This is a genomic window from Enterobacter cloacae complex sp. P38RS (assembly GCF_014930775.1).
Lineage (GTDB): Bacteria > Pseudomonadota > Gammaproteobacteria > Enterobacterales > Enterobacteriaceae > Enterobacter > Enterobacter bugandensis.
Map to the genome: position 1 here is coordinate 177719 of NZ_JADBRS010000004.1, position 24602 is coordinate 202320.

At 49.6% G+C, this 24602-nt stretch carries 32 protein-coding genes and 1 pseudogene; 27 read left to right on the forward strand and 6 right to left on the reverse strand.

From position 1 onward, the window contains the following. Nucleotides 1-84: 84 nt before the first annotated feature. From IM303_RS08235 to IM303_RS08245, 3 genes are all read right to left on the reverse strand, one after another. Nucleotides 85-663: a hypothetical protein gene (locus IM303_RS08235; RefSeq protein WP_193359797.1), complete on the reverse strand. Its 579-nt coding sequence runs from the start codon at nt 661-663 to the stop codon at nt 85-87. Nucleotides 664-749: 86 nt separating this feature from the next. After that, nucleotides 750-1793 (reverse strand): hypothetical protein, encoded by a 1044-nt coding sequence (locus IM303_RS08240; protein ID WP_038419650.1) that lies wholly within the window; start codon nt 1791-1793, stop codon nt 750-752. Between the two features lie 487 nt (nt 1794-2280). Beyond that, nucleotides 2281-3234 carry a lysozyme inhibitor LprI family protein gene (locus tag IM303_RS08245; RefSeq protein ID WP_038419649.1) on the reverse strand — a complete coding sequence of 318 codons (954 nt, stop codon included), beginning with the start codon at nt 3232-3234 and terminating at the stop codon, nt 2281-2283. 463 nt (nt 3235-3697) lie between these two features. On the opposite strand from IM303_RS08245, the gene IM303_RS08250 reads away from it, so the two are divergent. From IM303_RS08250 to IM303_RS22325, 10 genes are all read left to right on the forward strand, one after another. After that, nucleotides 3698-3922, forward strand: a complete 225-nt coding sequence (locus IM303_RS08250) for a DinI family protein (protein ID WP_038419647.1) — start codon at nt 3698-3700, stop codon at nt 3920-3922. 388 nt (nt 3923-4310) lie between these two features. Further along, nucleotides 4311-4913, forward strand: a complete 603-nt coding sequence (locus IM303_RS08255; protein ID WP_193359798.1) for a DUF1367 family protein — start codon at nt 4311-4313, stop codon at nt 4911-4913. A gap of 4 nt (nt 4914-4917) precedes the next feature. After that, nucleotides 4918-5124: a hypothetical protein gene (locus IM303_RS08260; RefSeq protein ID WP_193359799.1), complete on the forward strand. Its 207-nt coding sequence runs from the start codon at nt 4918-4920 to the stop codon at nt 5122-5124. Beyond that, complete coding sequence (rusA, locus tag IM303_RS08265) at nt 5121-5483, forward strand: crossover junction endodeoxyribonuclease RusA (protein WP_045371254.1); 363 nt, start codon at nt 5121-5123, stop codon at nt 5481-5483. Before IM303_RS08260 ends, rusA begins: the two co-directional genes overlap by 4 nt. Next, the gene (locus IM303_RS08270) at nt 5480-6313 is read left to right on the forward strand and encodes an antitermination protein (RefSeq protein ID WP_193359800.1); all 834 of its coding nucleotides are present in this window, start codon (nt 5480-5482) and stop codon (nt 6311-6313) included. The genes rusA and IM303_RS08270 overlap by 4 nt, the downstream gene beginning before the upstream one ends. 204 nt (nt 6314-6517) lie before the next feature. After that, nucleotides 6518-6829, forward strand: a complete 312-nt coding sequence (locus tag IM303_RS08275) for a hypothetical protein (protein WP_072049799.1) — start codon at nt 6518-6520, stop codon at nt 6827-6829. A gap of 125 nt (nt 6830-6954) precedes the next feature. Beyond that, complete coding sequence (locus IM303_RS08280) at nt 6955-7146, forward strand: hypothetical protein (RefSeq protein ID WP_028013331.1); 192 nt, start codon at nt 6955-6957, stop codon at nt 7144-7146. Between the two features lie 706 nt (nt 7147-7852). Then, nucleotides 7853-8077, forward strand: coding sequence for a class II holin family protein (locus IM303_RS08285; RefSeq protein WP_103948522.1), 225 nt, complete (start codon nt 7853-7855; stop codon nt 8075-8077). Continuing rightward, a complete protein-coding gene (locus IM303_RS08290) occupies nt 8055-8549 on the forward strand; it encodes a lysozyme (RefSeq protein WP_193359801.1) in 495 nt (164 codons plus the stop codon). Before IM303_RS08285 ends, IM303_RS08290 begins: the two co-directional genes overlap by 23 nt. Further along, nucleotides 8546-9010, forward strand: a complete 465-nt coding sequence (locus IM303_RS22325; protein WP_023616472.1) for a lysis protein — start codon at nt 8546-8548, stop codon at nt 9008-9010. The genes IM303_RS08290 and IM303_RS22325 overlap by 4 nt, the downstream gene beginning before the upstream one ends. 14 nt (nt 9011-9024) lie before the next feature. Here the strand turns inward: IM303_RS22325 and IM303_RS08300 are convergent, their stop codons facing one another. Continuing rightward, nucleotides 9025-9555, reverse strand: coding sequence for a hypothetical protein (locus IM303_RS08300; protein ID WP_023616473.1), 531 nt, complete (start codon nt 9553-9555; stop codon nt 9025-9027). A gap of 66 nt (nt 9556-9621) precedes the next feature. Here IM303_RS08300 and IM303_RS22220 point away from each other — a divergent pair. Continuing rightward, nucleotides 9622-9813, forward strand: a pseudogene (locus tag IM303_RS22220) (hypothetical protein). Between the two features lie 73 nt (nt 9814-9886). On the opposite strand, the gene IM303_RS08305 reads toward IM303_RS22220, so the two are convergent. Together IM303_RS08305 and IM303_RS08310 are read right to left on the reverse strand one after the other, a co-directional pair. Then, entirely contained in the window at nt 9887-10402 is a 516-nt protein-coding gene (locus IM303_RS08305) for a DUF2441 domain-containing protein (protein WP_128569225.1), read from the reverse strand. 72 nt (nt 10403-10474) lie between these two features. After that, complete coding sequence (locus IM303_RS08310) at nt 10475-10972, reverse strand: hypothetical protein (RefSeq protein WP_193359802.1); 498 nt, start codon at nt 10970-10972, stop codon at nt 10475-10477. A 147-nt stretch (nt 10973-11119) separates the two neighbouring features. On the opposite strand from IM303_RS08310, the gene IM303_RS08315 reads away from it, so the two are divergent. The 16 genes from IM303_RS08315 (at nt 11120) to IM303_RS08390 (ending at nt 24601) form a co-directional block, all read left to right on the forward strand. Next, nucleotides 11120-12106: a terminase small subunit gene (locus tag IM303_RS08315; protein WP_193359803.1), complete on the forward strand. Its 987-nt coding sequence runs from the start codon at nt 11120-11122 to the stop codon at nt 12104-12106. After that, nucleotides 12084-13391: a terminase large subunit domain-containing protein gene (locus tag IM303_RS08320; protein ID WP_028015667.1), complete on the forward strand. Its 1308-nt coding sequence runs from the start codon at nt 12084-12086 to the stop codon at nt 13389-13391. Before IM303_RS08315 ends, IM303_RS08320 begins: the two co-directional genes overlap by 23 nt. Before the next feature lies 1 nt (nt 13392). Next, nucleotides 13393-14781: a DUF4055 domain-containing protein gene (locus tag IM303_RS08325; RefSeq protein ID WP_193359804.1), complete on the forward strand. Its 1389-nt coding sequence runs from the start codon at nt 13393-13395 to the stop codon at nt 14779-14781. 1 nt (nt 14782) lies between these two features. Next, on the forward strand, nt 14783-15880 hold the full coding sequence (locus IM303_RS08330; RefSeq protein ID WP_193359805.1) for a hypothetical protein: 1098 nt from the start codon (nt 14783-14785) through the stop codon (nt 15878-15880). An 80-nt stretch (nt 15881-15960) separates the two neighbouring features. Next, on the forward strand, nt 15961-16731 hold the full coding sequence (locus tag IM303_RS08335; protein WP_022651278.1) for a hypothetical protein: 771 nt from the start codon (nt 15961-15963) through the stop codon (nt 16729-16731). 12 nt (nt 16732-16743) lie between these two features. Further along, nucleotides 16744-17694 (forward strand): major capsid protein, encoded by a 951-nt coding sequence (locus IM303_RS08340; protein ID WP_193359806.1) that lies wholly within the window; start codon nt 16744-16746, stop codon nt 17692-17694. 59 nt (nt 17695-17753) lie between these two features. Further along, entirely contained in the window at nt 17754-17975 is a 222-nt protein-coding gene (locus tag IM303_RS08345; RefSeq protein WP_232959709.1) for an Ig-like domain-containing protein, read from the forward strand. 36 nt (nt 17976-18011) lie between these two features. Then, nucleotides 18012-18494 (forward strand): DnaT-like ssDNA-binding protein, encoded by a 483-nt coding sequence (locus IM303_RS08350; protein WP_193359807.1) that lies wholly within the window; start codon nt 18012-18014, stop codon nt 18492-18494. Continuing rightward, nucleotides 18494-18844, forward strand: coding sequence for a hypothetical protein (locus IM303_RS08355; RefSeq protein WP_025913019.1), 351 nt, complete (start codon nt 18494-18496; stop codon nt 18842-18844). The genes IM303_RS08350 and IM303_RS08355 overlap by 1 nt, the downstream gene beginning before the upstream one ends. 1 nt (nt 18845) lies before the next feature. Continuing rightward, on the forward strand, nt 18846-19430 hold the full coding sequence (locus IM303_RS08360; RefSeq protein WP_193359808.1) for a hypothetical protein: 585 nt from the start codon (nt 18846-18848) through the stop codon (nt 19428-19430). Continuing rightward, nucleotides 19427-19837: a DUF4128 domain-containing protein gene (locus tag IM303_RS08365; RefSeq protein WP_193359809.1), complete on the forward strand. Its 411-nt coding sequence runs from the start codon at nt 19427-19429 to the stop codon at nt 19835-19837. Before IM303_RS08360 ends, IM303_RS08365 begins: the two co-directional genes overlap by 4 nt. A 66-nt stretch (nt 19838-19903) precedes the next feature. Next, nucleotides 19904-20575, forward strand: coding sequence for a phage tail protein (locus IM303_RS08370; protein ID WP_193359810.1), 672 nt, complete (start codon nt 19904-19906; stop codon nt 20573-20575). A gap of 64 nt (nt 20576-20639) precedes the next feature. Further along, nucleotides 20640-20951: a phage tail assembly chaperone gene (locus tag IM303_RS08375; RefSeq protein ID WP_025913015.1), complete on the forward strand. Its 312-nt coding sequence runs from the start codon at nt 20640-20642 to the stop codon at nt 20949-20951. 47 nt (nt 20952-20998) lie between these two features. Then, entirely contained in the window at nt 20999-21262 is a 264-nt protein-coding gene (locus IM303_RS08380) for a DUF1799 domain-containing protein (protein WP_050437749.1), read from the forward strand. Continuing rightward, nucleotides 21259-24171 (forward strand): phage tail tape measure protein, encoded by a 2913-nt coding sequence (locus tag IM303_RS08385; protein WP_193359811.1) that lies wholly within the window; start codon nt 21259-21261, stop codon nt 24169-24171. The genes IM303_RS08380 and IM303_RS08385 overlap by 4 nt, the downstream gene beginning before the upstream one ends. A gap of 76 nt (nt 24172-24247) precedes the next feature. Further along, complete coding sequence (locus IM303_RS08390) at nt 24248-24601, forward strand: hypothetical protein (RefSeq protein ID WP_023617196.1); 354 nt, start codon at nt 24248-24250, stop codon at nt 24599-24601. Nucleotide 24602 lies beyond the last annotated feature (1 nt).

Below are 24602 nucleotides of genomic sequence, written 5' to 3' on the forward strand. Positions count from 1 at the left end.
TCAAATCTGACAGTCTGCTTTGAGCGAAAAATTAACATTAAAGCTGAGATAATGATCTACAAAAATTGGTAACGTTTTTTTGTGTTAGCGTGTCTTAATTAGAAAGTATACAGGCTTATATTGGCTACCATACATCCTGTCAGGTTGAGTTTCTTTTGCATATCGAAAGAAGTCTTCAAAAGACTTTAAATTAAAAACAGCACTTTTCCTTACAAGAGATAGAATGTCCTCTTTTTCTAGCAAACATCCATTTTTTTTCAGCTTACTTATTGGATTTAAATACTCATAAAAATTAATTTGGTTAAGATTTATCCATGCGTGAGTGTTACAACTCGATAAATCCCATATATTTACAGCCATAGGACAACCAGCTATCACTGGAACTCCATTTTCTTTGCCTGCTTTATTAAAATCTTCTAGTCCCCCATTAATGGTTACATATACTTCACGGTCATCATGTTCATTAATTTTCGGCCTGCGAGGAAACATTACTAGCACATGAAACCAGTCATCTTTATGAAGATGCTTTGAGATATTACTAAGCTCTCGAGATATCCACGGAAACACCGGAGCAACATAACGATATTGTTCCTGTAAAATCTTCTTTAATGCTGGTACTAAATAGTACTCAGCGCTGTGTTCACTAATGTAACTAGTCGCCATATATCTCCTTGCACACTAACGTCCTACTCATCGGAGTTTCAGGGTTGAAGCAAGTGAAATTTCCGAAGACAGTTGATTGTTATTTCTTACACGCCGACATATCTTTTTGTTTTAAAATACATTTTACCCAATGGGGTATCCCATAAGTCTATATGATACCCCAAGCTAAGAGATTCTATATCAATCACTTGCTGCCGATCTTGAGGATTTATTTTGTAACCGATGTCAGACAAATATTGATACATCAGTTGCATTCCTTCTTGAGATGTTCTTGCGTTTTTAAAGAAATAAGCATCTTTTATACTCTTACCATCTCCAATTGGTATTGCCTTTTTTACAGCGAAAATACCACCTAGTGTTGCCTTTCGCATCATACATAATTCAACATAATGTTCTAATTGCCATGTTACAGTTGGATTTATGATTTTTTTTACATTTAAATGTTCAAGAACCGAACAAATAATATTTAGCATGTTTTCTACATTTTTGTCTTCTAGTCTTCTAGCAGCAATTATTCCATTACCAAGATCGCCTGAAGAAACTAAAATATTGCTACCGTAATTGGGGTGTACAAACTCGCATAAGTAATCATATACTTCGAGTGCATCTTTAATTTCAGTACTAAGTGATTTGATTGCCTCATTTACATGGATTGCTTTAGCACCATCTTCCGCATACGATTTACCTTGTCCTGCGTAAGTGCGTTGTAAAATTTTTTCGCACTTCCCCATGATTTCACTTATCTTTACAAGCACACCCTGATCTTTTAAACTTTCAAGCATATCTCCAATTGAATAAATACAGTAATGATACACAGCCATTTGTTCGATAATTGCCCTTGTATTATTGGCAAGTGTGAGAGGGTTACTCGTCTCGATACTATTCAGGATCCCCTTAGCCAGAAGATAAATTTTGTAGTCAAATAGTTCGATTAAATAGAAAGTATTTTTAGATATTGTGTAAAGCCGTTCTGATATTACATTCAAAGGTGGGGTAAGTTTTTTAAACTCAAGTTTTAATCTCTTACTCTGCGCACCAAACCTTTTATCGTGATCTCTCAGGCTATCATTATTTTCAATATCTTCAATAAAACTCTTTAGAAGATTCTCTGCTTTTTCAGTTATTTTCATCGCAAATACTCGGCTTTAATTCCTAAGCAATACAATCGGTTAGGTCATTAAGGCAAGTCGAACGTTAATCAACCTACCTCCCTGTTTTTTACGTATATCAACTTAACTTTAATGTGGCTATATTTCAACAAGTTCCTCTGAAATCGATAATTTTTTTTCAGATAATAACATATACAAGTAGCACGCTAGCTATTATTAAATTTAAGTCTTCCACACATTCGGGACATAAACCAGTAGCTTGAGTCAATTAAACGGATGACAAAGTGAAGCTTTTACATTACCTAGGTCCGCTCTTGGCACAATGCGTACATGCCATCAAGGACTAGAACAGCTAAAACAATTGACTGATGATCATTTTAAATCACTACGGTTATGACGAAACGAGTATGTGCCATGTTTGAAAAAATGTCACAGGACTCGCCGTAAATTATCAAGCATTAAGCTGGGGCCAGCTCATTTCTGGCCACCAGCCTGAAAGGAGCTTCAGTTATTGTGTTCTGATGAAAGCAGTCCTTGAAAGGGTCATTTGCGTCTGACAGTCGACCATTTTCTTAACTTCTGAATCAGTTCCCTGCATTGAAACTTTGCCACACATAGCATCCTTTGTTTTGATCCACTGGCGCTGAGAAGGCAGTAACTCCTTTTTCTTTGTCGGCGTTAATGCGCTCCAGGCGGTATTCAAATCAGAGTCGGCATTCGCAAAGGCCATTCGGGACTGATCAAGGCTCCCAGTGTTTTGCTGTTGGACCTGCTGTTCTGCCTTTTCTTGTGCCTGCAGCTGTGTCTGTCTCTCAATTTGCTGCTCTGCCTCATACTGGGCCTGTTGCTGCGCCCTGAGTTGAGCCTGCTGTTGCGCTTCAATTTGGCTCTGCTGGGCATCCTTAGCCTGTTGGATCTTCTGCTGTTCAACGATCGGGTTGATAATTGAAAGCGATGTAAGTGCAGCGGCACCCACAGATATCGGATTATCAGAGGAGGCTTTTACGAACACGTTTTTCTGATCGTCGGTCGCCTGTGCTGTGTAGGAGATGCGTTTTGAAAAGCTGTTTGCGTTGTTATCTAAAGACAGGCTTTCCATTTGCTTATCGAGATTACGGTTAAAGTTTTTTCTGTAAGCATCGGAAAGCTGAGCGTACTCATTTGCAGGTAGGGTCATCGTCACAGTACCTTCACACGTTTTCATTGTGCTACCAGTGTCACTTGAGGTTGTGGAGATTTCAGAGATGACCAGTTTTATCTTGTCCAGGGCGCTTCGTTTGGTCTGATTTGTGACGTCAGGATATTTGTCGACCTGTTCAGAGAGACCTTCATAAGCAGATTTTTTTAATAAATCCATGAGCGCTGACTGAGTCATTTCAGAAGAACAACCGATCACGTCTTTTTTATCATCACAGCCTGTAATGGCAACGGCGAGTATGAGTGCTGCATATTTTAATCTCATAAGTTCCCTTTATATTAAGGATTGGCTTTGATGAGGCGGTATGTAATCAGTCCGGATGGCCAAAGCAAACAGCACTGAACACTGAACGCGTCACAAGCAAGGACCAGAGTAGTATCGGCAATGGCTGAAAAATCTTTAATTCAAATGATGGGAACATTTGCAACGGGAACTTGAACGATGATCTCAAAGCGCGAATCTACAAGGCAGGTTCTGGCTGGAGAGTGTGGTCATGACATGTTGCTTGTGAGCCATGATACATATCCAAATGTTCATTCATGCTTCCGCTTTAAAACACTCAAACCACAGAAACTTCAAGTCTTCACGCTAGAAGTTACCTGTTGCTTGTTTGGGGGGGCACATTCTCCGTGCGATAGATTGTTATCACATAAAACGTTGCAAAATCCGTTACATAAGTTTATAAATATACTGTACATGCATACAGTAATTCATTGCGGAGGGGAAAGTGAAAATCGAGTTAGCCATTGATCGCATGAAGAAACTTCCTGATGGAGCTATACCTGCACTCGAGTCAGAACTGCTCAAAAGGCTCAGTAAACAGTTTTATGAATGCCAGCTTACGATTAAGCGTGCCAGCAATGATGGTCTGAGTGTTTTCGGGGGCGACAAGAAAGAGGTTGAGCAAATCGTGCAGGAGACCTGGGAAAGCGCCGACGAGTGGTTTTATTAATCGCGTGAATTTCACTGGAGCAGTTTCAAAGAGTATCGCTGTTTGCGTTCCCCTGGCTGTTCCCGATTACTGTTTACCGCGTCAATAAGTCGCTCTGGGGGAAATAGTGTGTAGTGCAGATGCCTTTAATGCAGATGATCAATGGTACGACGTGGTCAGAAGGGCCGATAAAGCAGTTATCTATAGCTTCCCGGCGGAAGGGAGATATCTGGTTTATCGAGTAAATGGAATAGTTTCATTACGACCGTTACTCGAAGAGGAAGAAATATTCACTCTAAACGGGTTTATGCAATTTGCAAAACGGCTTGGGTACCGAATTACACCACCGTCTGATATTATTCTTTCATAGGCCTGAACAACCTATACCTGATGCGCCACGGAGAGAACCATGGCGCTAGAATTACAACTTATCAAACACCATTCAGGAATACTGATCCCGGCTACGCCCGAGACCAGCGATATCCTGCAATCAAAAACCCGGCTCGGCGATGTTCTTGTTGCCGAGTTCAGGCGGGTACGAAACCCGGCATTTCACCGGCGCTTTTTCGCGCTTCTCAATCTCGGTTTTGAATACTGGGAACCAGCCGGCGGTGCTATCTCGAGTAACGAGAGGAAGCTGATTACTGGCTACGCCAAGTTCCTGGCTTCGTATGCCGGGAATGAGGGCGCGCTGATCGATGCTGCTGAGCAGTATCTTGAGCAGGTTGCATACCGCCGGGTCACAAATGGCATTAGCCTGTGCAAATCCTTTGACGCTTACCGCTCATGGGTGATCGTTGAGGCAGGGCACTTTGATGCCATTCAGCTACCTGACGGAACACTAAAAAAACATCCTCGTAGCATCTCATTCGCCAACATGGACGAGTTCGAGTTCCAGCAGCTCTATAAAGCTGCGCTCGATGTTCTTTGGCGCTGGGTCCTGTCGCGTTCATTCCGTAGTCGTGATGAGGCAGAAAATGTCGCCGCGCAGCTGCTTGGCTTTGCGGGGTGATGGAATGAAGAAGACTTGGTTCCACCACAACGATTGCAGCACCGAACAGGCCGACGAGCTGGTTAAGCGTTACAAAGCGCGCGGCGTGCGAGTTGAGCGCAGCCTTAACCCGGATTACGTGACCTGGACTGTCAGTGCATTCCTTCCGACATCTAACACACCAGCGCGCCCGGATAGCCGCTGGCGAAACCGGTTATGGGGGGGAACATGAAGACATATCAAATCACTTTGCCCTGGCCGCCGAGCAATAACCGGTATTACCGGCACAACCGCGGGCGTACACACATTAGTGCTGATGGCGTCGCGTATCGCTATGAGGTGGCCACTGTTATTCGAAGCGCCCGGCTTAATATCCGCACGGCCGCACCACTCAAAATCCGAATTGAATGTCACATGCCCGACCGCCGGCGCCGCGATCTGGATAACCTGCAGAAGGCAGCTTTCGACGCTTTAACCAAGGCGGGATTCTGGCTGGATGATTGCCAGGTTATCGACTATCGCGTTGTGAAAATGCCTGTCGTTAAGGGCGGGAAATTAGAACTCACCATCACCGAGCTGGAGATCGCATGAATCTTGAAAATACCCTCAAATATCACTTCGCCAAATCGACCATGATTAGCGATTCTCCGCGCGCTACGGCGTCAGACTCATTAACCGGAACGGATATCATGGCCGCTATGGGCATGACGCAGGAACGGGCAGCATTGGGTTATAGCGCCTTTCTCGGGAAGATGGGTATCAGCAACAATGACCGGGTGAGGGCGATTGAGTTGCTGGCTCAGTATGCGCTGACCAAGTGCGATCGGGTGGCTGCTCTGCGCAAACTGGATGCCGGGGTTAAGCCACTAATGATGCATCGCTTGGCCAGCTTCGCGTTCGAGGACTATTCCCGCAGCGCCGCCAGCGAGAAGCTGTGCGATGGCTGCAATGGGGAAGGATTTATTGACGCTGAGGTTTTCAGTATGAAGTCTCACACTCCGGCAAGAGAGAAGAAGTTCTTGAAGATGTCCCTGAACATGGGCGCAGAGGATATTCGACCTTCTGAGTATGAAGTAGGCAGGGAGGTCAGGGAGGTTGCACGCATTCTCTGCGCTCAGTGTAAGGGGAAGAAGGTAGTAAGCTGTGCCTGTAATGACTGTCATGGACGCGGGAAAGCCATTAATCAGGCTCTTACAGAGCAGCAGGGCGTTCCGGTACTTGCTGATTGCAAGCGCTGCAGTGGGCGAGGGTTTGAGCGAATTCCTTCAACTGAGGCTTACGCCGCGGTGTGTCAGATAACGGATGCAATCAGCCTCGATACATGGAAGAAATCTGTTAAGCCATTTTACGATCAGCTAATAACCAAGTTTGATATCGAAGAGGCCTGGGCTGAAACGCAGCTTAAGCAGATTACAAAATAGGGCGTGAATTTATCGTGAACTATTTACTTTTCCCGAATCTGTGGTAATTTTGCTCTAACGATGGGTTATTGCCTTCGTTTAAAGCCCTGCGGTTAACCCCGTGGGGCTTTTTTATGACGTCAGAATGCATTTTAAACCCCCAAAGAGGTTAAATATTATGATAATGTGAATATAAATTCACTTTCAGACATTTAATGGAGGGGTATGATTGTAAGAACATGGCATGGTTGCGTACCAGTACGACACGGTGATGGGTTTGCTGCGCATCTTGAATTAACGGGAGTTAAGCACTCTAAAAGTGTTAATGGCAACCAAGGTGCATACGTACGGCGTGAACGACAGGGAGAATGGGAGCATTTCTTTCTGGCAACTTATTGGCGTGATCTCTCATCCATTAAGGCTTTCGCAGGTGAAAATTACCACGTAGCGGTAACCTATCCAGACGATGAGCAATTTGAGCTTCTTTCTGATCCCTATGTCTTTCAGTTTGAAGTATCTGAGATGAATGAGATCTGACTGAGTAGTTCGGCAACAGTGATGAGGAAGTCCTATCCTCATGACAGAAATAAATCCTGAGTATATCTAACGCCATTCATCTCAACTCAGCAATATACTCATCTCATCATGTTAAGGAGATGATCATGCAAGAAGGTTACTACTGGATTCAGCACAACGGCAGGATTCAGGTTGCTTACTACAGCAATGGCGTTACTGAAGACCTTGAGACGGGACTTACTTTTAATGGTATTTGGCATCTGACACAGGGTGACGACATCTGCGATAACGGAGAGGCCGAGGTGATTGAAGGCCCTCTTCCTGTACCATTTAAATGAATATATTCATTTGATTACGTGGCAGATTCTTCATACTGCACATATGCTTCTTAAGCATCCTGCAGAATGGATGTTTCTGAAAGCGTTTTAGTGGTGGATCCCCCTAAGCGGAGGGGCGGTTCAGCAGGACATTTCTCCAGAGTGTCTAACCAGCGCGCGGGAATGAATGCTGTGATCATTTCCACCGGGAGGCACCCGGCACCACTCCCTCAGTTATTGCCAACTTAGCTATTTATGCCTGCTTGTCCGAGCAGGCTTTTTTTTTGCGAATGTTGAATAGTATTGACCGGGTGAATGCTTCATGAGTAATTTATGCATGTGGTGAATCCTTTCTAAGCGAAAGGGCGTTCCAGTCAACTGCGCTCTGCAGGTATGCACGCGGCCTTGCTGACTGGGGTAGGGTCACCGGGAGGCACCCGGCACCATGACAACAACAATACAAGTTTCAAATTCCTTGAGAGCCTGCCATAAAAAGCAGGCCTTTTTTTATGGTTTTGTAATCTGCTGCTACGCTTTGAGTTGTGAGATGTGCCTACCTCTCCGGTGGTTCTCCTGAGCCTATAGTGAATCAGCCGATACAGTTTCACTCCTGAGCATAGGTCTCACTCACACCTACCTTACAAATAGTCAACTCATTGGCCCGCTTCGAAAGAGCGGGCTTTTTTTTATTCCCAAATTTAGCACCCGCACAGAGCGAGGTGAGAGCATGTATCGCATGGACAAATTAACCACCGGCGCTGCATACGGCGCTTCAGCCGGCAGCATCCTAAACGGCATGCTGAATGCCTACAGTCCCGAGCAGTGGAACGCTATCGGCGTGCTGGTGGGCATCATCGTCGCCGTACTGACCTATCTGACGAATCTCTATTTCAAGATCCGCGAAGATAACCGCCGCAGTAGGAGCCGAGATGAACCCGACACTCAGAAATAAGCTGGTGGGCGCCATTGTTGGCGGATCAGGTGCAATCTCTATTGCTGCTGTTATGCTGGGCAATGCAGATGGTCTCGAAGGACGTCGCTATTATGCTTATCAAGACGTCGTTGGTGTCTGGACTGTTTGTGATGGACATACTGGGGCTGACGTTCGCCGCGGTCACCGATACACCGATAAAGAGTGTGACAACCTACTGAAGGCAGATCTGCGAAAGGTGGCTAATGCCATCGACCCGCTAATCAAGATTCATATCCCTGAGCCTACCCGCGCCGCGCTTTACTCCTTCACCTATAACGTTGGCTCTGGTGCGTTTGCCAGCTCAACGCTGCTGAAGAAGCTGAACTCCGGTGATGTGCCGGGGGCATGCAAAGAACTGCAGCGCTGGACATATGCCGGTGGCAAGCAGTGGAAGGGGCTGATCACCCGGCGCGAGATTGAGCGTGAAGTCTGCGAGTGGGGCCAAAAATGAGCCGATTAACAGCAATCATCTGTGCTGTCGTTATCTGCCTGCTGGTTTCCATGGCCTTGGCGCTTAACCACTACCGTAGCAACGCCATCATCTATAAAGTGCAGCTCGATAAAGCTAACGAACGACTGAACCTGGCGAACGCCACCATCAAAGACATGCAGACCCGCCAGCGTGACGCAGCGGCACTGGATGCTAAATACACGAAGGAATTGTCCGATGCGAAAAAAACCATTAATGATTTGCATCGGGATGTTGATTCTGGCGCTAAACGGCTGCGCATCGCCGCAACTTGCCCTGGAGTGTCAAAAGCCACCTCCGCCCCCGGCGTGGATGATGCAGGATCCCCCGAACTTACTCCAGACGCTCGACGGAATTATTTCTATCACCGGGACGGAATCGCAACCGCTGACAAGATGATTCTCGGGATGCAGGACTACATCAAAGAGCAGTGTCTGAAATGAGAATTATTATAACATCATTCTTTACCCAGACCGCTCAAGCCAGATAGTGTTAGCCCTGATATCTTGAAATATTCCAAGTCTTTGGCAATTTGCCTTCCGCGCTTAATGCCTTCTATGCGATACAGCGTTTCTACGAGTGCACTTAGATTGGCATTATGTTCTTGCATCTCTTCAAGAGTGATAGTTTTTGAATTTTTATCGCTGTAAAGGGCTTCATCATATGGAGATTCCTCAGGCTTGTGATTTTCCCAAAAAACGAGCTTTACAGTATTGTGAGCAATTATATTTCTGATTTCTGTAAGCTCATCAATATGTTTGTAAGCCTGAATAAGTTCCTGCTGAAGGTCCGGGTGTTCTTCAGAGCATTTGAGGATATCTGTGATAATCTTTATTTTATTGCTCAGAGCTATCTCTTTGATATGTTTGTATATTGTAGGTGGAGTTAACTCCTCAAGAAGGCTGCGAGTAAAAGATTCAACGGCACCGAATTCGAGAATAAACATGCCTACATGTGGTGCCCATTTCTCAATGTCTACTAATTTCATGTTCTGCTCCGTTGATGGTCCCGTGAGGACTTTATCACCCAATTAATGCCTCTGGGAGTAATAATAATGCCAGATATCTACCAAATCACGCTAACCACCCAAACAGGCGACATCTTCACGGGCAAGATGTCACGACGTCAGCCTGAGTTGGTGAATGGCTTTGTACTGCTAGCGTCCGAGACGGGATAGTGGCTGTATTTCGCGCCTGCCGATGTGAAGCGCGTGCAGTTCACGTCTGCACCGGCAGAGCAGACGTAACAACAAACGGAGTAACGAATGAGCAAACCGGACTGAGAGGACATTGAGACGGCGTTCCGGTTTGCTCAACTAATCAAGCCACGCGGTTTCCGATAGTTGCTGGAAGAGGAATCAATATTTCCCAGAATGGTTGTGGTAAAAATGTCGTGCCAGCCCAGTAATGTTCAATCTGATAGGTATAAACTAGGCAGGAATTCGCATTGTTCAAAAGTGCCATATCACCTCTGTGAATTAAATCTTCATTTGCCTCAACTTCATAAATTGGAGAGTTAGGGCTTCTGTATTGCGACCTAAATGCGACGGCTCCTGCTAATGTTTCACACGCAAAAATGCATTCATATCGTGATGGTGTAGAAGGCCGCATTGCTCTTCTATAAAACTCGAGCCCCCAATCTATCGAAAAGTTGATCTGTCCTGCTATCGCATTGGCAGAAAGAAAATAACCATCACCATGCTTTGATACTCCGCGTGGGAAAAGGCTAGTGACCATATTGTGCAATTCGATTGGCTGAATGGAGGGAGTGATTGGTCTAGCCACCATCCCAGGTGAGTAGTAATTACTTGAATCAACTGTATAGTAAGTAGTCATAAATTCTCCAGGGGAAAGCAATGGCCCTCACCGGCAAACAAGAGGTTTTCGGTCCCGAGCATCGGGAATATATTATTTTTTTGTGGCCTTATGAGCTGCCTGTATTAAATACTCTAGTTTATCTTTAATGTTGTTTGGCCAGCTGTGATCTGAGGTTTTTATTTTATGTATGTAAACATTTGCAGCCCCTATTTCAAGTAGCCCTCTAGGTGTAACATCTTCATGTAATATAATGAGTGTGGGTTTTTTTAAAGTTAATGCTATGGCTGTTTCAATTTGATTCCACTCAGTTGGTAATGTGATTCCATTAGTGTCTTTATCCTTTATCTTTCCTGTTTCAATGAATATTTGAGGGAGCGCAAATATTATGGCGCATTTACACCGATCCATCAGTTCAATAATGTCATTGAAAGGGGTTTGTAAACATGGCTGGCTTATTCCGATGGTGTTCGGAAATATCATTAAATCCTCTAATAGGCTATAAAATTTTTCTAAGTCAGATTCTAATTGCTCGGGTAACCAATTAGGTCTGGAAATAAATGCCTCCAAAAACTCGGTCTCTATACTCATTAAATGTCTCCATTGAAATAATCATAGTCAATATAATCAAACCGGAATGAGAAAACTCACCCGTTGATAGTTATGCTGAGTTTTAATCATCCCTTTGATTCACATGCTTAATATCTACCTTCAATCGAAAAAAAACCAGAGAAATTTATGGCAAAACCGGACTGGGGCGAGCTTCAGCAACGGTTCCTGTCCGAACATGCCGCAACCGGCGTATCACCAAAGGAATGGTGTGAAGCGCAGGGACTGAACTATTCTACTGCTCGCCGATATATTAAAAAACCTTCTACACAAACTGCGCAACATTCTGCGCAGAAAAAAGTGCGCACTGCGCAGAAAGAACAAAGCGCAGAAGTGCTGGTGGAGATAAAGCTTAGCGCGAAGGTAAAGCGCTTCATTGCTGAGTACCTGAAGGACAATAACGCCACAGCCGCCGCTGCGCGTGCTGGATATAGTGACCCAAACTACGGTCGTCAGCTCATAACGAATCCTAACGTTGCGCAGGTCATTGCGCAGCAGCAAAAAGCCGCCATTGTGCGCACGCTGGGCAGTGCCGATGAGGTCCTCGCGCAGATGTGGCAGCTCGCTACCTTCGATGCCAATCAGCTGTCGCAGTATCGCCGCGGCGCGTGTCGTTACTGCTGGGGCTTTGGTCACCAGTATCAGTGGCGTGATGCCGTGGAGTTCGAAGAGAAAAGACTCGAGGCGCTTGAGCGTGACAGACGTGAACCCGAAGATTCCGGCGGCTATGGCTACGACCACAACCGAGAACCAAACCCAGAATGCCCGCGCTGCAACGGTGACGGCATCGGTCAGCCTTATTACCCTGATACGCGCAAACTTCCGGCAGCTTCCCGTCTCGCTTACTCCGGCGTGAAGGTTGGCAAAAACGGCGTCGAAATTACAGCCATCAGCCGTGAAAGAATGTTCGAAGCGGTAATGAAGCGACTTGGCCTGGCCGATAACGAGTTCGCCCAGCGCCTGCAGCAGATTGAAATCGAACGCCGGCAGCTTGAGGTCGAGAAACTCCGTAAAGAGTTGGCCGGTGATGGTGAGGACGATGAACCGACCCCAGTGCAGATCAATATCAACGTAGTGGATGCGAGGGCAGACGATGGGAATCAGCCCGACACTTAACATTCCTCAGGCGCGCTTCCTCGCGATGCAGCACAAATTCAAAGCCTATGTTGCCGGGTTCGGTTCGGGTAAAACGTGGGTGGGTTGTGGCGGCATCTGCAAAGGGATGTGGGAGCACCCGAAGATTAACCAGGGCTATTTCGCGCCGACGTACCCGCAAATTCGTGACATCTTCTACCCAACGATTGAAGAGGTGGCCTTTGACTGGGGCTTGAGCGTCAAAATCAACGAGGGGAACAAAGAGGTTCACTTCTACGAGGGGCGACGGTACCGCGGGACGACAATTTGCCGTTCGATGGAGAAGCCCGGCTCGATAGTCGGCTTTAAAATCGGTAACGCGATGGTGGATGAACTGGATGTCATGGCGGCAGCCAAAGCACAGCAGGCCTGGCGAAAAATCATCGCTCGTATGCGTTACAAGGTTGATGGGCTTCGTAACGGCATCGATGTAACGACTACGCCGGAGGGCTTCAAGTTCGTCTACCAGCAGTTCGTGAAGGCCGTACGTGAAAAGCCAGAGCTTGCGGCCCTGTACGGTCTGATTCAGGCCAGCACATTCGACAACGCAAAGAATCTTCCGCCTGACTACATTCCATCGCTTCTGAGCTCTTACCCTGACGAACTGATTCAGGCGTATCTGCGAGGGAAGTTCACGAACCTCAATAGCGGGACCATTTACCACACGTTCAACCGTAAGCTGAATAACTGTTCTGAAGAGATTCAGGATGGGGATCCGCTCTTCATCGGTATGGACTTCAACGTGGGGAAAATGGCCGCGATTGTTCACGTAAAGCGTAACGGCCTACCGCGTGCGGTTCGTGAACTCGTGAAGGTCTACGACACACCGGCAATGATTAAGCGCATTCAGGAAGAGTTCTGGCGCTACGAGGAGGGGCGATATGTGAAGAGCCGAGAGATTTACATCTATCCGGATGCCTCAGGCGACTCCCGTAAATCCCAGAACGCCAGTAAGACCGATATCGCCCAGCTCAACGAAGCCGGATTCAGCGTCATTGTTGATGATGCCAACCCGCCGGTTAAGGATCGCATCAACTCGATGAACGCCATGTTCTGCAACGCCAACGGAGAACGCCGCTACCTGGTGAATGTGCAGAATTGCCCGGTTTACACCGAAAGCCTCGAACAGCAAATCTGGGCGGCCAATGGCGAACCGGACAAATCAGCAGATAACGATCACCCCAACGATGCTGGTGGGTACTTCATCGTGAAGGATTACCCGATCGTGAAACCGGCATACTCAATCACCATGGACACCACTTTCTGATATGGCAAACGACGACATCACCTGGGTTCGACCAGAACACCGGGCGGCTTCTGCTGCCTGGAGGAAATACAGGGACTTTTGCAAAGGGGCTGAGGCCGTAAAAGCGGCGGGTAATAAATATCTGCCGTATCTCGACCCAACCGATAAATCCACGCGTAACCGTAAACGCAACGAAGACTATCTGAGTCGCGCGGTGTTCTATGCCATTGCCGGCAACACGAAAATCGGCATGCTTGGAATGGCGTATCGAAAGGATCCAACTTTCAACGGACCGGAGAAGCTGAAATACCTGCTGGACAATGCTGACGGGGCCGGCACAAGTATTTACCAGCAGTCGCAGCTGGTGACCGAGAACGTGCTGGAAGTTGCGCGAGAGGGGCTTTATGTCGACTACGCAGAAGCCTCCGATGAGGCGATCATCCTCCGCTATCCGGCAGAGAACATTATCAACTGGCGAACAAAGCGAATTAACGGACGCGATCAGCTGGTGCTTGTGGTCCTGCGCGAATGCGTAGAAGAGCCAGATGGTTACGCGTACAAGGATGAAATCCAGTATCGCGAGCTGGCGCTGGAAGAAGGGCGGTTCATCTGCCGGGTATGGCGCCGGGCTGGTGGCACCGCAAGCGGAACCTACACAGTTGACAGTGAGTACCACCCTAAGCCCAAAGGGCAGGACTCCTGGGACGAAATCCCGTTCACCTTTGTCGGTGCTCAGAACAACGATCCCACTATCGATGATTCCCCCCTGGCGGCGCTGGTGGAGATAAACCACGGTCATTACCGAAACAGCGCTGACTATGAAGACAGCGTATGGTTCTGTGGCCAGGTGCAGCCGTACATGACTGGGCTCGATACCAACTGGCGCGACCACCTCGAGAAGAAGGGCGTGAAAATTGGTTCCCGATCACTGCTTTTGCTTCCCAAAGAAGGCTCGTTTGGCTATGCCCAGGCGCAGCCGAACATGCTGGCTAAAGAGGCCATGGACAGTAAGCGCGATTACATGGTGCAACTAGGGGCCAGACTGATTGAGCAGAACACCACGGCGAAGACGGCTACTCAGGCGAGCGGCGAGCAAACATCATCAACGTCTGTACTCGGTATCTGCGTTTCGAACGTTTCTGAGGCCTATACGCTGGCGCTGGGATGGTGTGCGAAATACCTTGGCATCAATGGTGAGACGACGAGTTACACCATCAACCAGGAATTCATTGCTAAGGTTGCCGAGTCGGGCATGGTGACGGCAATCGTCAACGCCTGGCAGTCCGGTGCGCTGCGTGACAGCGATATGATTCGCGCACTGCAGAAGCTTGACCTTATCGACCCGGCTGACAGTCCGGACGAGGTAATTGATGCGCTTCGCAATCAGGCACCAACGTTGACCGGGGGCTGATATGGCAACCGTAAACGAAAGCCTGCGCGATGAGTCGATCGCACACTCCGTCTGGTTAAGCCGCTATGCCACTGGCGTGGCAAACCGAATGGTGAAGTTGCTCAACGAGACGGACGCAGAACTGTCGGCACGCCTGCTGGATGCGCTGGACAGATTGCCTCCGGAGAGCTTCACCGTTAATCGTCTGCAGAGTTTACTGGGCAGCGTACGCGAACTTAATCATCAGGCCGTAGCTACCATGCAGGCAGGGCTCGAGGGTGAGCTGGTGGCCCTGGCAAAGAACGAAGCCAGTTATCAGCTGAGCCTGTTCGATTCCCTTCTGCCATCTCAGGTGCTAGCGCGATATCCGCTGCAGGGCATTACAGCCGACATGGTGTATGCAGCAGCAATGGCGCAACCCTTTCAGGGACGACTTTTGAGTGAATGGGCGGAGAATCTGGAATCGGACAGGCTGGCGCGTATCGTGAACGCCGTCCGCAGGGGTTATCTTGCCGGCGACACGGTAGAAACAATCGCGCGCAGTGTTCGCGGCCACGCCAATAAAGTTTATCGCGACGGCGCGCTGCAGATGAGCAGGGTAAACGCCGCCAGCATCGCTAAAACAGCCGTGAATCATCTGGCTGCCACAGCACGCAACAGCTTCACCAGCGCCAACAGCGATATCGTGAAAGGTAAGCAGTGGCTGTCTACGCTGGACAATAAAACCAGCCACGACTGCATTATTCGTGACCTGCTGCGCTACACCCTGGATAACAAACCTGTCGGGCATAAGGTGCCTTACCTACAGGGACCCGGGAAAATCCATTTTTGCTGTCGTTCTACCGAAACCCTGATTCTCAAGTCATGGCGCGAACTTGGCATTGATATTGACGAGATGGACGAGGGCACTCGTGCCAGCATGGATGGTCAGGTGCCAGCTAAAACCACGTATCTGGAATGGCTCGAGCGTCAGCCAGCTCAACGGCAGGATAAGGTTCTGGGTGCCGAGCGTGGCCGTCTTTTCCGCACAGGTGAAATCGACCTGGCTGATATGTTCACTGATAAAGGCGAATGGATCAGCCTGGAACGTCTGAAGCAGCTCTCAGGCACTGACATCTAACAACCATTTCATACTTCACGCCCTGGCATCCGCCGGGGCTTTTTTATGGGCGAGGCCCGGCAAAATCCCAAGGGGAAATTATGTTAATTCGAAATATGCTCTTGAAATTTTACGCACCAGAAAGCGGCGGAGAGGGCAGCGGTGGCGGTGGTATCGAAATCACGCCAGAAATACAGAAGCTGATTGATGAGCGTGTGACCAGCGAAGTTACAGGCCTGAAATCAAAAAACTCTGAGCTGCTGGGCACCATCAAGCAGCAAAAAGAAACCCTGTCGCGCTTCGATGGTATCGATCCTGATGCTGTACGTGGGATCCTCCAGCGTTTTTCCGACGACGAAGAGGCAAAGCTGATTGCCGCCGGGAAAATTGATGAGGTGCTCGATAAGCGCACCGAGCGTCTGCGTGCTGACGTTGATAAGCAGATTAAAGCCGCAAATGAACGCGCCGACAAAGCCGAAGCGTTCTCCAACAAATTCCGGGACCGCGTCCTGGGCGATGCAATCCGTGCAGCAGCCTCAAAAGCTGGCGCGCTGCCGGAAGCATCCGACGATCTGATTCTGCGTGCCAAAGGCACATTCCAGCTCAACGACGAAGGCGAGGCCGTAGCAGTTGATGCAAATGGCGATGTTCTGTTCGGTAAAGACGGCAAAACTCCACTAAGCCCGCTTGAGTGGGCGGAGTCTCTTAAGGAGACGGCTCCGCATCTGTTCCCACGCGCAGAAGGCACCGGCGCGGGCGGACACAAACCAAACGGCGGTGGCAGCCTGAAACGTTCCGAAATGAGCGCCAGCGATAAAGCGGACTACATCCGCAAGCATGGCCAGCAGGCCTTCCTCAAACTTCCGAAATAAGGCGTTTCCCGAATGACGACTGTTAATACCGACCTGATTATTTATGACGACCTGGCTCAGACCGCTTTCCTTGAGCGCCGACAGGATAACCTGGCAATCTTTAATGCCTCTTCCAACGGGGCGATTCTGCTGGATAACGAGCTTATTGAAGGTGATTTCCGCAAACGTGCCTTCTACAAGGTGGGCGGCTCGATCGAATCGCGTGATGTTAACTCCACCGAAAAAGTGACGGGGAAGAAGATTGGCGCAGGTGAAGCCGTCTCCGTCAAAGCGCCGTGGAAATACGGTCCATACGAAACGACTGAAGAAGCATTCAAACGCCGTGGCCGCTCGGTTGACGAGTTCTCCGAAGTAATCGGCACTGATGTGGCTGACGCGACGCTGGAAGGCTACGTGAAATATGGCCTGAAAGCGCTGACTGCGGCGATTGGCGCTAACGCCGACATGGTCGTAACCGCCGACATTGAGACTGACGGTAAAAAGACCCTGACGCGCGGCCTGCGCAAATACGGCGATAAGTTCAACCGTGTGGTGCTCTTCGTTATGCACTCCGCCACTTACTTCGACATCGTGGATGAGGCGATTGCCAACAAAATCTACGAAGAAGCAGGCGTTGTGGTTTACGGCGGGCAGCCGGGCACGCTGGGTAAACCTGTACTGGTTACCGACACTATGGATGCTGATGCGATCCTTGGGCTGGTGACCGGAGCGGTTACCGTCACCGAGTCTCAGGCGCCGGGCTTCCGTTCCTACGACATCAACGACCAGGAAAACCTGGCTATCGGATACCGCGCTGAAGGCGTGGTGAATGTCGACCTGCTGGGTTACAGCTGGGATACCTCCAAAGGCGATAACCCAGACCTGACCAAAATCGGCACTGCAGGTAACTGGAAGAAGCACTTCACCAGCAACAAATCTACGGCTGGCGTGCTGATTAAGCTGGGATCCGCGGCGGGGGAGTAACGCTGTCAGCGGATAAAACCTCCGCAACCGCTGACAGCACCGATACGGTCACCATTTCCCTGAAGTACACGCTAAACGGCGCAGGTGTTTCCGGTAAAACTGTTGCATGGAGTTCAACGGGCGGCACGCTTAGCACGGCCAGTTCTCAAACAGGCTCTGCTGGTGGTGCAACGGTGAAACTCACATCAGACGTTGCTGGCACCTTCACGGTAACCGGCACGGTTGAAGGTGTGGCGAAAACCACTGATGAGATCACCTTTACTGCGCCTGCCGGAGAATAACGAATGGGGCGAAAGCCCCATAAACAGGATTATTCGATGATCAATACCGATATCACCTCTTCTGATGCCAACAGCTACGCCAGTGAAGAGGATCTTGCCTCGTTTGCGGCAATACGCGGCATTGAACTACCTGACAAGCTTACTCCTTTGTTGATTAAGGCAATGGATTATCTGGAAGGGCTTGATTGGGTAGGTTCCAAAGCAGACCCTCGACAGCCGCTGGCCTGGCCACGAGCAAATGTCATTCTGGATGGACACGACTTCCCATCCGACCAGGTGCCGCGGCAGGTTATCACCGCACAATGCATGCTGGCTATCGAGGCGATTGAGGGCGATTTGCTTTCAAGCGTTCGTGAGGCCGCGGTTAAAACCGAACGTGTCGAAGGCGCCGTAACCATGACCTATGCGGTTGCCGATGGTGAGGTGTTCACACCATCCTACCCGGCGGTAATGGCTATTCTCGGCGACCTGGCTGGTGGGCGTGGATATGCAATCAATGCTTTCGCGGAGCGCGCGTAATGGCCATCAACTATCAGCGAATGCAGGCGACAACGACTCGTATGCTCAAGCAGAACGGCATTGCATACAACGTCACGCGTAAGGGCTCGTTAATCGTCATCGGTGGTGTGGAGCATTGTTCCGATGATATCCAGTTCACCGCCACAGGAGTTAAGACGGATTACGCGCCAGGTGAAATTGACGGAACCGTCATTGAAAACGGCGATGTTCGGATTGTCTTCAGTGCTGAGAAGGACATTAAAACCGGCGATCTGATCGACGTGGACGGCGTAAGCCACCGCGTAGTTAAACCAAACCCCGTGAAACCGGGCGCTGTGGTGCTCTGCTACAAAGCTCAATTGAGGGCATAACATGGACGATAATAAGGCGTTCACGGCTGCCATCACCGCGTTCGTGGACAAAGCCAAAGCGAATCAGGAAGCGGTCGTACGTGCTGTCGGCATTCGGATCCTTAATCAACTGGTGATGATGTCACCTGTCGGCAACCCCGAACTCTGGGGCATCAACCAGACGGCAGCCTCTTACAATCAGGCGGTATACGACCATAACGAAGCGCAAAAATCGGACCCTGCCAACCTGACTAAAACCGGACGACTTAAAAAGAAGGCTCGACTAGTTGATGGGATGGATATCAAAACACCGCCGGGGTATACGGGCGGACGCTTTCGCGGTAACTGGCAGGTGTCTTTTGATGCACCGACCACATATGAAACGGGACGTGTAGATAAAACCGGAAATCTGACAAAAGCCGCAGGGAATTACACGCTGTCCCTGTTCAAAGTCGGGATGAAGGCTATTTATTTCTGCAACAACGTCCCTTACGCGTATCGACTGGAGATGGGGCACTCTTCCCAGGCTCCGGGTGGGATGGTACGCATTACTGCTGCTGAGTTTCAGCGATTTTTTGAAGACGCAGTAAGGGAGGTGACTAAATGATTCCCGATATTGCGGCGGCGCTGGCCACAAGGCTCGGCGAGTGGGCTGATGCTGAAGGGATCCCAGTTGCCTGGGAAAACGTGCCTTTCACACCGCCATCTGATGCGTTCTATCTTGCTGTCCATGACATGCCCGCCACGCCGCGTACGGTAGACCTTGGATTGCGCTGCCGCATTTATTCAGGTGTATACCAGATTAACGTTGTGGCCCCTGTCGGCATAGGCCGTACCGATGTAGTGGCTCTGGCTGACCGCGTGGCTGAATTGTTCCCCGAGGGGCAGGAGATTGAAGGCAGGGGTTTTACATGCTGGATAGACCAAACGCCTGGTGTTTTCCGCGGGATCACTACATCTGTCGCTTATACCGTTCCCGTTAGTCTCAATTATCGAGCTGATATCTCCAGCTAATCCTCACAACCTTCTAAACCTGACCGGTTCTTTGCCGGTTTTCCCGTTTCTAAAGGAGTAACCAATATGGGCTTTGCATTGCCTAACGGCGCTCACGTCTATCTGGCATCGGGTTATGGCCCAGCCATTACTTTCACCGGGGCGACGAACGCCGAAAACATGGTGATCATCGTGAGTGAAGCGGATGCTCTCAAGGTGGGTGATATTGTTCATGTGAACTGCAACTGGTCCGGTGTTGATAACGTCATTGCAAAAATTGATGCGATTGCCGAAAGCGCCGTAACTCTTCGCAATATCAATACCACCAACAAAAACAAATATGCCGCTGGTGGCGGTACCGGTTCGATCCGCAAGGTGCTTGAATGGACTGAGCTGTCGCAAATTACTGAGGTGTCGAAATCTGGTGGCGATCAGAACACCACACAGATTCAGTTCCTGAGCGATGATCGCCAGCGCAACCTGAATACTTATAAATCCGCTGTCTCTCAGACCTACTCGATCGCTCACGACTCAACTCTCCCGGTATATCCGTTGCTGCGCCAACTGGACGAAGACGAAGAGACGGTTGCGGCTTACATGTACGTGCCGAAGGCGAAGGAAAACCGTTACTGGGCGGCCACGGCGTCCTTTGACGATACGCCAACTACTGCGGTTAACGAGGTAGAGACAGTAAGTGTGGTGCTGAACCTGCAGTCACCGGCGATGACGTTCTACAAGGTGACTGACGCTGCCGCCTAGCCGTCAGAGCTTTCACTATTTCATGCCTCCCATTGTGGAGGCTTTTTTCCGTTAAGAGGTATCGATGGCGACCAAATTCACCCTTCAGCCAAAACCTACATTTAAGGCCAACGTCTCGATCCCGCGCGCCGGCGATGAGGATGGCGTGCTGACCTTCACGTTTAATCATAAGCCACTCAAAGAGCTGGCTAATCTGGAAAAACTGGAAGGCAAAACCGCCACTGATTTTCTGATGGAAATCATTGCTGGATGGGCACTTCCCGATGCATTCAACGCGGAAAACCTGTCGGTGCTGCTGGAAAACTATCCGGCGGCGATGAAGGCCATCCCGGAAACCTACTACCGCGAGCTGATGGGGCAGCGCGAAAAAAACTGATAGCGGTTGCCTCTGCGTTCTATACGCCTGAACCCACAGCGGCAGACCTGGCACCATACGGGCTTACGCCGGATGATTACGACGATCATTACATCGACGTCTGGCCAGATGTATGGACTTCATTCCTGGTGTTTCAGACTGTCAGTACGCAATGGCGAACGGGAATGGGGGGCGCGTCCGGGCTCGACTATAACGTTTTGCCCTGGGTGATGCGTTTGCACAACGTCGACGACGAGGCAACCGCGCTTTCGGACATCCGGGTGATGGAAAGTGCTGCGCTAAAAATTATGCATAAAGAGAGGGCGGAATGAGTAACGATATCGCCACGATTTCCCTGCGTGTAAATACCAGTGAGCTGGAGCGCGGTAATCAGGCACTGGATCGCTTTCAGGAGACCGCGTCCGCCGCGGCAGGTAAAGCGGATGACCTGAATAGTACGTTCCGCACCGGTATCGATAACCAGAAGAAAAACAGCGAAAGCCTCAAGCAACAGCGGCAGGAACTGCAGAACCTACTGAATAAAATCAGCCCCGTAAACAAGGCGCTGGATGAACTGGACACGATCCAGGAGAGCCTGGCGAAGTTTCGCGGTAAAGGGCTTGTAGGGGATGAAGACTTTACTCGCTACAACAGCGTGCTTGAGACGACCCGAGCTAAACTGGCGCAGGTCATGGAGTCTGAGACCGCAGAGGGGCGGGCTCGCATTGAACAGGCACAGGCAGCGCAGCGGGCAGCTGCAGCGGGCAAAACCTTTATCGATTCGCTGGAAGAGCAGGTCACAGCAATCGGGAAAACGCGCGTAGAACTGTTAGAGCTAAAAGCAGCCCAACTTGGCGTGTCCGATCGTGCTGCACCGATGATCGCCCGACTGAAAGAGCAGGAAGAAGCGTGGAAGTCAGGAGCGATCAGCGCGGGGCAATACCGCAACGCGATGCGTTATCTTCCAATGCAAATGACCGACATCGTAACTTCATTAGCGTCCGGTATGCCGGTTTATATGGTAGCCATTCAGCAGGGCGGCCAGCTGCGCGATTCGTTTGGCGGTGTAGGCAATGCTCTGAAAGCGATGTTGTCGATGGTGACTCCTGCCCGAGTGGCCATTGGTGGCCTGGCCGGTGCTGTACTGATTGCGGCCAAAGCGGGATCGGACTACTTCACCGCCTACGACGAAATCAACAAGGCCATTATCAGGACTGGCAACATTGCCGGCACGTCAGCGCTCAAGATCATGGCTTCCTCCCAGTCTATTGCTGCCTCTACTGGCGCTACTGTAGGTACCGTTCAGAGCTTGATGACTGAGCTGGTTGGCATGGGATCGCTGACACAGCAGCAACTTGAAAAAGCAGCGGGCTCCACGGCGTTGGCGGTTCAGACCGGTATAGTCTCGGCGCAGGACATCGCCAAAGCCTATAAGGACATCGAAAAAGACCCTGTTAAAGCGCTGCAGAGTCTCAACGAACAATATAATTTCCTGAACGTTTCACAACTTAAGCAGGTTGACGATCTGATAAAGCAAAAGGACCAGACCGCGGCCGTTACGCAGGCTATGGACCTGTTTGGCGATACGATGGCAAAACGTGGGGAGCAGGCTTACGACTCGCTGACGCCGTTTGGTCGCCTGTGGCTGGATATCAAGGGCTGGGCGTCTGAGGCCATGCAGAGTATCGGTCAGTGGGTAGCTGAGCTGGCATCAAACACACTGAAGGAATTCAACGCAATTTATTACAGCGTTGCGATCGTTTTCCAGAAGCTGAACCAGATCATTTCTTCCTCTATCGCTGCCGCGATTAACCTCGTTCCTGACTGGGCGAAAACAGATACTTTGCAGGGATGGCAGGACTACAACGAACAAATGGCCGGCGCATATGGTGACAGCGTCTCTCAGCTGAAAAAAGACTGGGATGCGGCTGATATCAGTGCAGGTAAATACCTCGATACGACCAGAAAGATAAGTGCCGCAACCACCCAGAAGGATCGGGAAGGAGTCGCTGCTTTTGGCAAAAAAACCAAAACCGGAAAGCAGGGCACTTTATCGGCTGGCGATCGCAGCACGGATGCTGCCCAGGCCGAATTACTGGCGCTTCAGGCACAGTTACGCGCGCTGCAGCAGCATAAAGGGCTGAACGACACTATCAGCCAGCAGCGCAAAGATCTGTGGACGACTGAAGCGAAATTTCAGGTGCTGGAGGAGGCCTCGCGTTCACGTTCACTGACAAAGCAGGAGAAATCCCTGCTGGCGAGTAAATACCAGGTGCTTCAGTTGGCACGGCAGAAAGCCCTGTTAGGTGATCAGATTACCGCTCAGGAACAGCTGAACAAGCGAATGGATACCTCGCAGAAATATGTCACGCAGATGGCAGAGAAGCAGGCTGCATTAGTGAACGGTGCCGGGATGAGTGACCGTCAGGCACAACGTGAACTTGCGAAAAGTCAGCTTGCCGCTGGCTGGAAGAATGCTGGAGGTTCGCTTGATGATGAGGGTTATCAAAAGCAGCTTAAAGCGGCGAATGATTACTATGATGCAGAGGATCAGCTACGCGGTGACTGGCTGACCGGTGCGAAACAGGGCTGGGCTGATTTCGAAGACAGCGCGACAAATGTTTACTCCCAGGTGCAGACGGTTACCAATAATGCGTTCACCGGGATGGCCAGCACACTTACTGACTTTTTTACTACTGGTAAATCTAACTTCTCAGATTTCCTGACTACCTTCCTGAAGGGCATCGCCCAGATGCTGACTCAACTGGCTCTGGTTAATGGAATGAAGTCAGCCTTTGGTGGAACGGGTATCGGGGCGTTTTTTGGTTTCTCTGGTGGCGGTCTGGTGCCGAGATTCGATAGCGGCGGTTACACCGGTGGTGGCGGTAAATACCAACCGAAAGGCGTAGTTCACGGTGGTGAGTTTGTCTTTACGAAGGAAGCGACCAGTGCGCTGGGTGTCGGCAATCTCTATGCGCTTATGCGTGGAGCTCAGGGGTATGCAAACGGCGGTTATGTTGGCACAGCCCCAATGTATGGGCTGCAATCGAATGCAGCTGGTGGCGTAACCGTTCAAACTTCCGTGATCGTTCATAACCAGAACACTCAGCAGCAGACTTCTGGTGACAACGACGCTATTTCGCGGGCCTACAAGCAGACCATTGATCAGTCAGTGCGCGCAGGTATTGCCAAACAGCTCCAGCCTGGTGGTCTCATCTGGAATGCAACAAAATCAAGATAAGACGAATCGGTGTTTTTTTTGATCATATTATTCATCATGTTAAGATGTTTCCGATTGCAATCAAAGGAAACGCAAAATGAAGAAGGTAGTGGCTTTAGCTGTTGGGGCTTTAATGTTGTCTGGCTGTACTGTTCGTGTTGCTGATATGACCGTTGGTAGTACCAAAAATTACAACCTGAACGCAGCTAAGTTTGAAAAAGGTCAACGTGTGACTGGTGAAGACAAAGCTCCAATTGTTATTTTCCCGTTGGGCATTCCAAGCGTTAAAACTGCAATGGATCGGGCTATTGAAAAAGATAAGTGTTCCGTAGGCTTAAGCGACGTTGTTATTTATCAATTAAACCACGCATTTCTGTTCGGCACATATGGTTACCGTGTTGAAGGCACGCAGATTATCGACAAATCTCAGCTTGGTTGTGAAACCCGCTAAT

What these genes read in the sequence shown, in the direction of transcription:
- IM303_RS08235 (WP_193359797.1), bottom strand. Translation starts at nt 663, where the DNA reads ATGGCGACTAGTTACATTAGTGAACACAGCGCTGAGTACTATTTAGTA.
- IM303_RS08240 (WP_038419650.1), bottom strand. Translation starts at nt 1,793, where the DNA reads ATGAAAATAACTGAAAAAGCAGAGAATCTTCTAAAGAGTTTTATTGAA.
- IM303_RS08245 (WP_038419649.1), bottom strand. Translation starts at nt 3,234, where the DNA reads ATGAGATTAAAATATGCAGCACTCATACTCGCCGTTGCCATTACAGGC.
- IM303_RS08255 (WP_193359798.1), top strand. Translation starts at nt 4,311, where the DNA reads ATGGCGCTAGAATTACAACTTATCAAACACCATTCAGGAATACTGATC.
- IM303_RS08260 (WP_193359799.1), top strand. Translation starts at nt 4,918, where the DNA reads ATGAAGAAGACTTGGTTCCACCACAACGATTGCAGCACCGAACAGGCC.
- rusA (WP_045371254.1), top strand. Translation starts at nt 5,121, where the DNA reads ATGAAGACATATCAAATCACTTTGCCCTGGCCGCCGAGCAATAACCGG.
- IM303_RS08270 (WP_193359800.1), top strand. Translation starts at nt 5,480, where the DNA reads ATGAATCTTGAAAATACCCTCAAATATCACTTCGCCAAATCGACCATG.
- IM303_RS08275 (WP_072049799.1), top strand. Translation starts at nt 6,518, where the DNA reads ATGATTGTAAGAACATGGCATGGTTGCGTACCAGTACGACACGGTGAT.
- IM303_RS08280 (WP_028013331.1), top strand. Translation starts at nt 6,955, where the DNA reads ATGCAAGAAGGTTACTACTGGATTCAGCACAACGGCAGGATTCAGGTT.
- IM303_RS08285 (WP_103948522.1), top strand. Translation starts at nt 7,853, where the DNA reads ATGTATCGCATGGACAAATTAACCACCGGCGCTGCATACGGCGCTTCA.
- IM303_RS08290 (WP_193359801.1), top strand. Translation starts at nt 8,055, where the DNA reads ATGAACCCGACACTCAGAAATAAGCTGGTGGGCGCCATTGTTGGCGGA.
- IM303_RS22325 (WP_023616472.1), top strand. Translation starts at nt 8,546, where the DNA reads ATGAGCCGATTAACAGCAATCATCTGTGCTGTCGTTATCTGCCTGCTG.
- IM303_RS08300 (WP_023616473.1), bottom strand. Translation starts at nt 9,555, where the DNA reads ATGAAATTAGTAGACATTGAGAAATGGGCACCACATGTAGGCATGTTT.
- IM303_RS08305 (WP_128569225.1), bottom strand. Translation starts at nt 10,402, where the DNA reads ATGACTACTTACTATACAGTTGATTCAAGTAATTACTACTCACCTGGG.
- IM303_RS08310 (WP_193359802.1), bottom strand. Translation starts at nt 10,972, where the DNA reads ATGAGTATAGAGACCGAGTTTTTGGAGGCATTTATTTCCAGACCTAAT.
- IM303_RS08315 (WP_193359803.1), top strand. Translation starts at nt 11,120, where the DNA reads ATGGCAAAACCGGACTGGGGCGAGCTTCAGCAACGGTTCCTGTCCGAA.
- IM303_RS08320 (WP_028015667.1), top strand. Translation starts at nt 12,084, where the DNA reads ATGGGAATCAGCCCGACACTTAACATTCCTCAGGCGCGCTTCCTCGCG.
- IM303_RS08325 (WP_193359804.1), top strand. Translation starts at nt 13,393, where the DNA reads ATGGCAAACGACGACATCACCTGGGTTCGACCAGAACACCGGGCGGCT.
- IM303_RS08330 (WP_193359805.1), top strand. Translation starts at nt 14,783, where the DNA reads ATGGCAACCGTAAACGAAAGCCTGCGCGATGAGTCGATCGCACACTCC.
- IM303_RS08335 (WP_022651278.1), top strand. Translation starts at nt 15,961, where the DNA reads ATGTTAATTCGAAATATGCTCTTGAAATTTTACGCACCAGAAAGCGGC.
- IM303_RS08340 (WP_193359806.1), top strand. Translation starts at nt 16,744, where the DNA reads ATGACGACTGTTAATACCGACCTGATTATTTATGACGACCTGGCTCAG.
- IM303_RS08350 (WP_193359807.1), top strand. Translation starts at nt 18,012, where the DNA reads ATGATCAATACCGATATCACCTCTTCTGATGCCAACAGCTACGCCAGT.
- IM303_RS08355 (WP_025913019.1), top strand. Translation starts at nt 18,494, where the DNA reads ATGGCCATCAACTATCAGCGAATGCAGGCGACAACGACTCGTATGCTC.
- IM303_RS08360 (WP_193359808.1), top strand. Translation starts at nt 18,846, where the DNA reads ATGGACGATAATAAGGCGTTCACGGCTGCCATCACCGCGTTCGTGGAC.
- IM303_RS08365 (WP_193359809.1), top strand. Translation starts at nt 19,427, where the DNA reads ATGATTCCCGATATTGCGGCGGCGCTGGCCACAAGGCTCGGCGAGTGG.
- IM303_RS08370 (WP_193359810.1), top strand. Translation starts at nt 19,904, where the DNA reads ATGGGCTTTGCATTGCCTAACGGCGCTCACGTCTATCTGGCATCGGGT.
- IM303_RS08375 (WP_025913015.1), top strand. Translation starts at nt 20,640, where the DNA reads ATGGCGACCAAATTCACCCTTCAGCCAAAACCTACATTTAAGGCCAAC.
- IM303_RS08385 (WP_193359811.1), top strand. Translation starts at nt 21,259, where the DNA reads ATGAGTAACGATATCGCCACGATTTCCCTGCGTGTAAATACCAGTGAG.
- IM303_RS08390 (WP_023617196.1), top strand. Translation starts at nt 24,248, where the DNA reads ATGAAGAAGGTAGTGGCTTTAGCTGTTGGGGCTTTAATGTTGTCTGGC.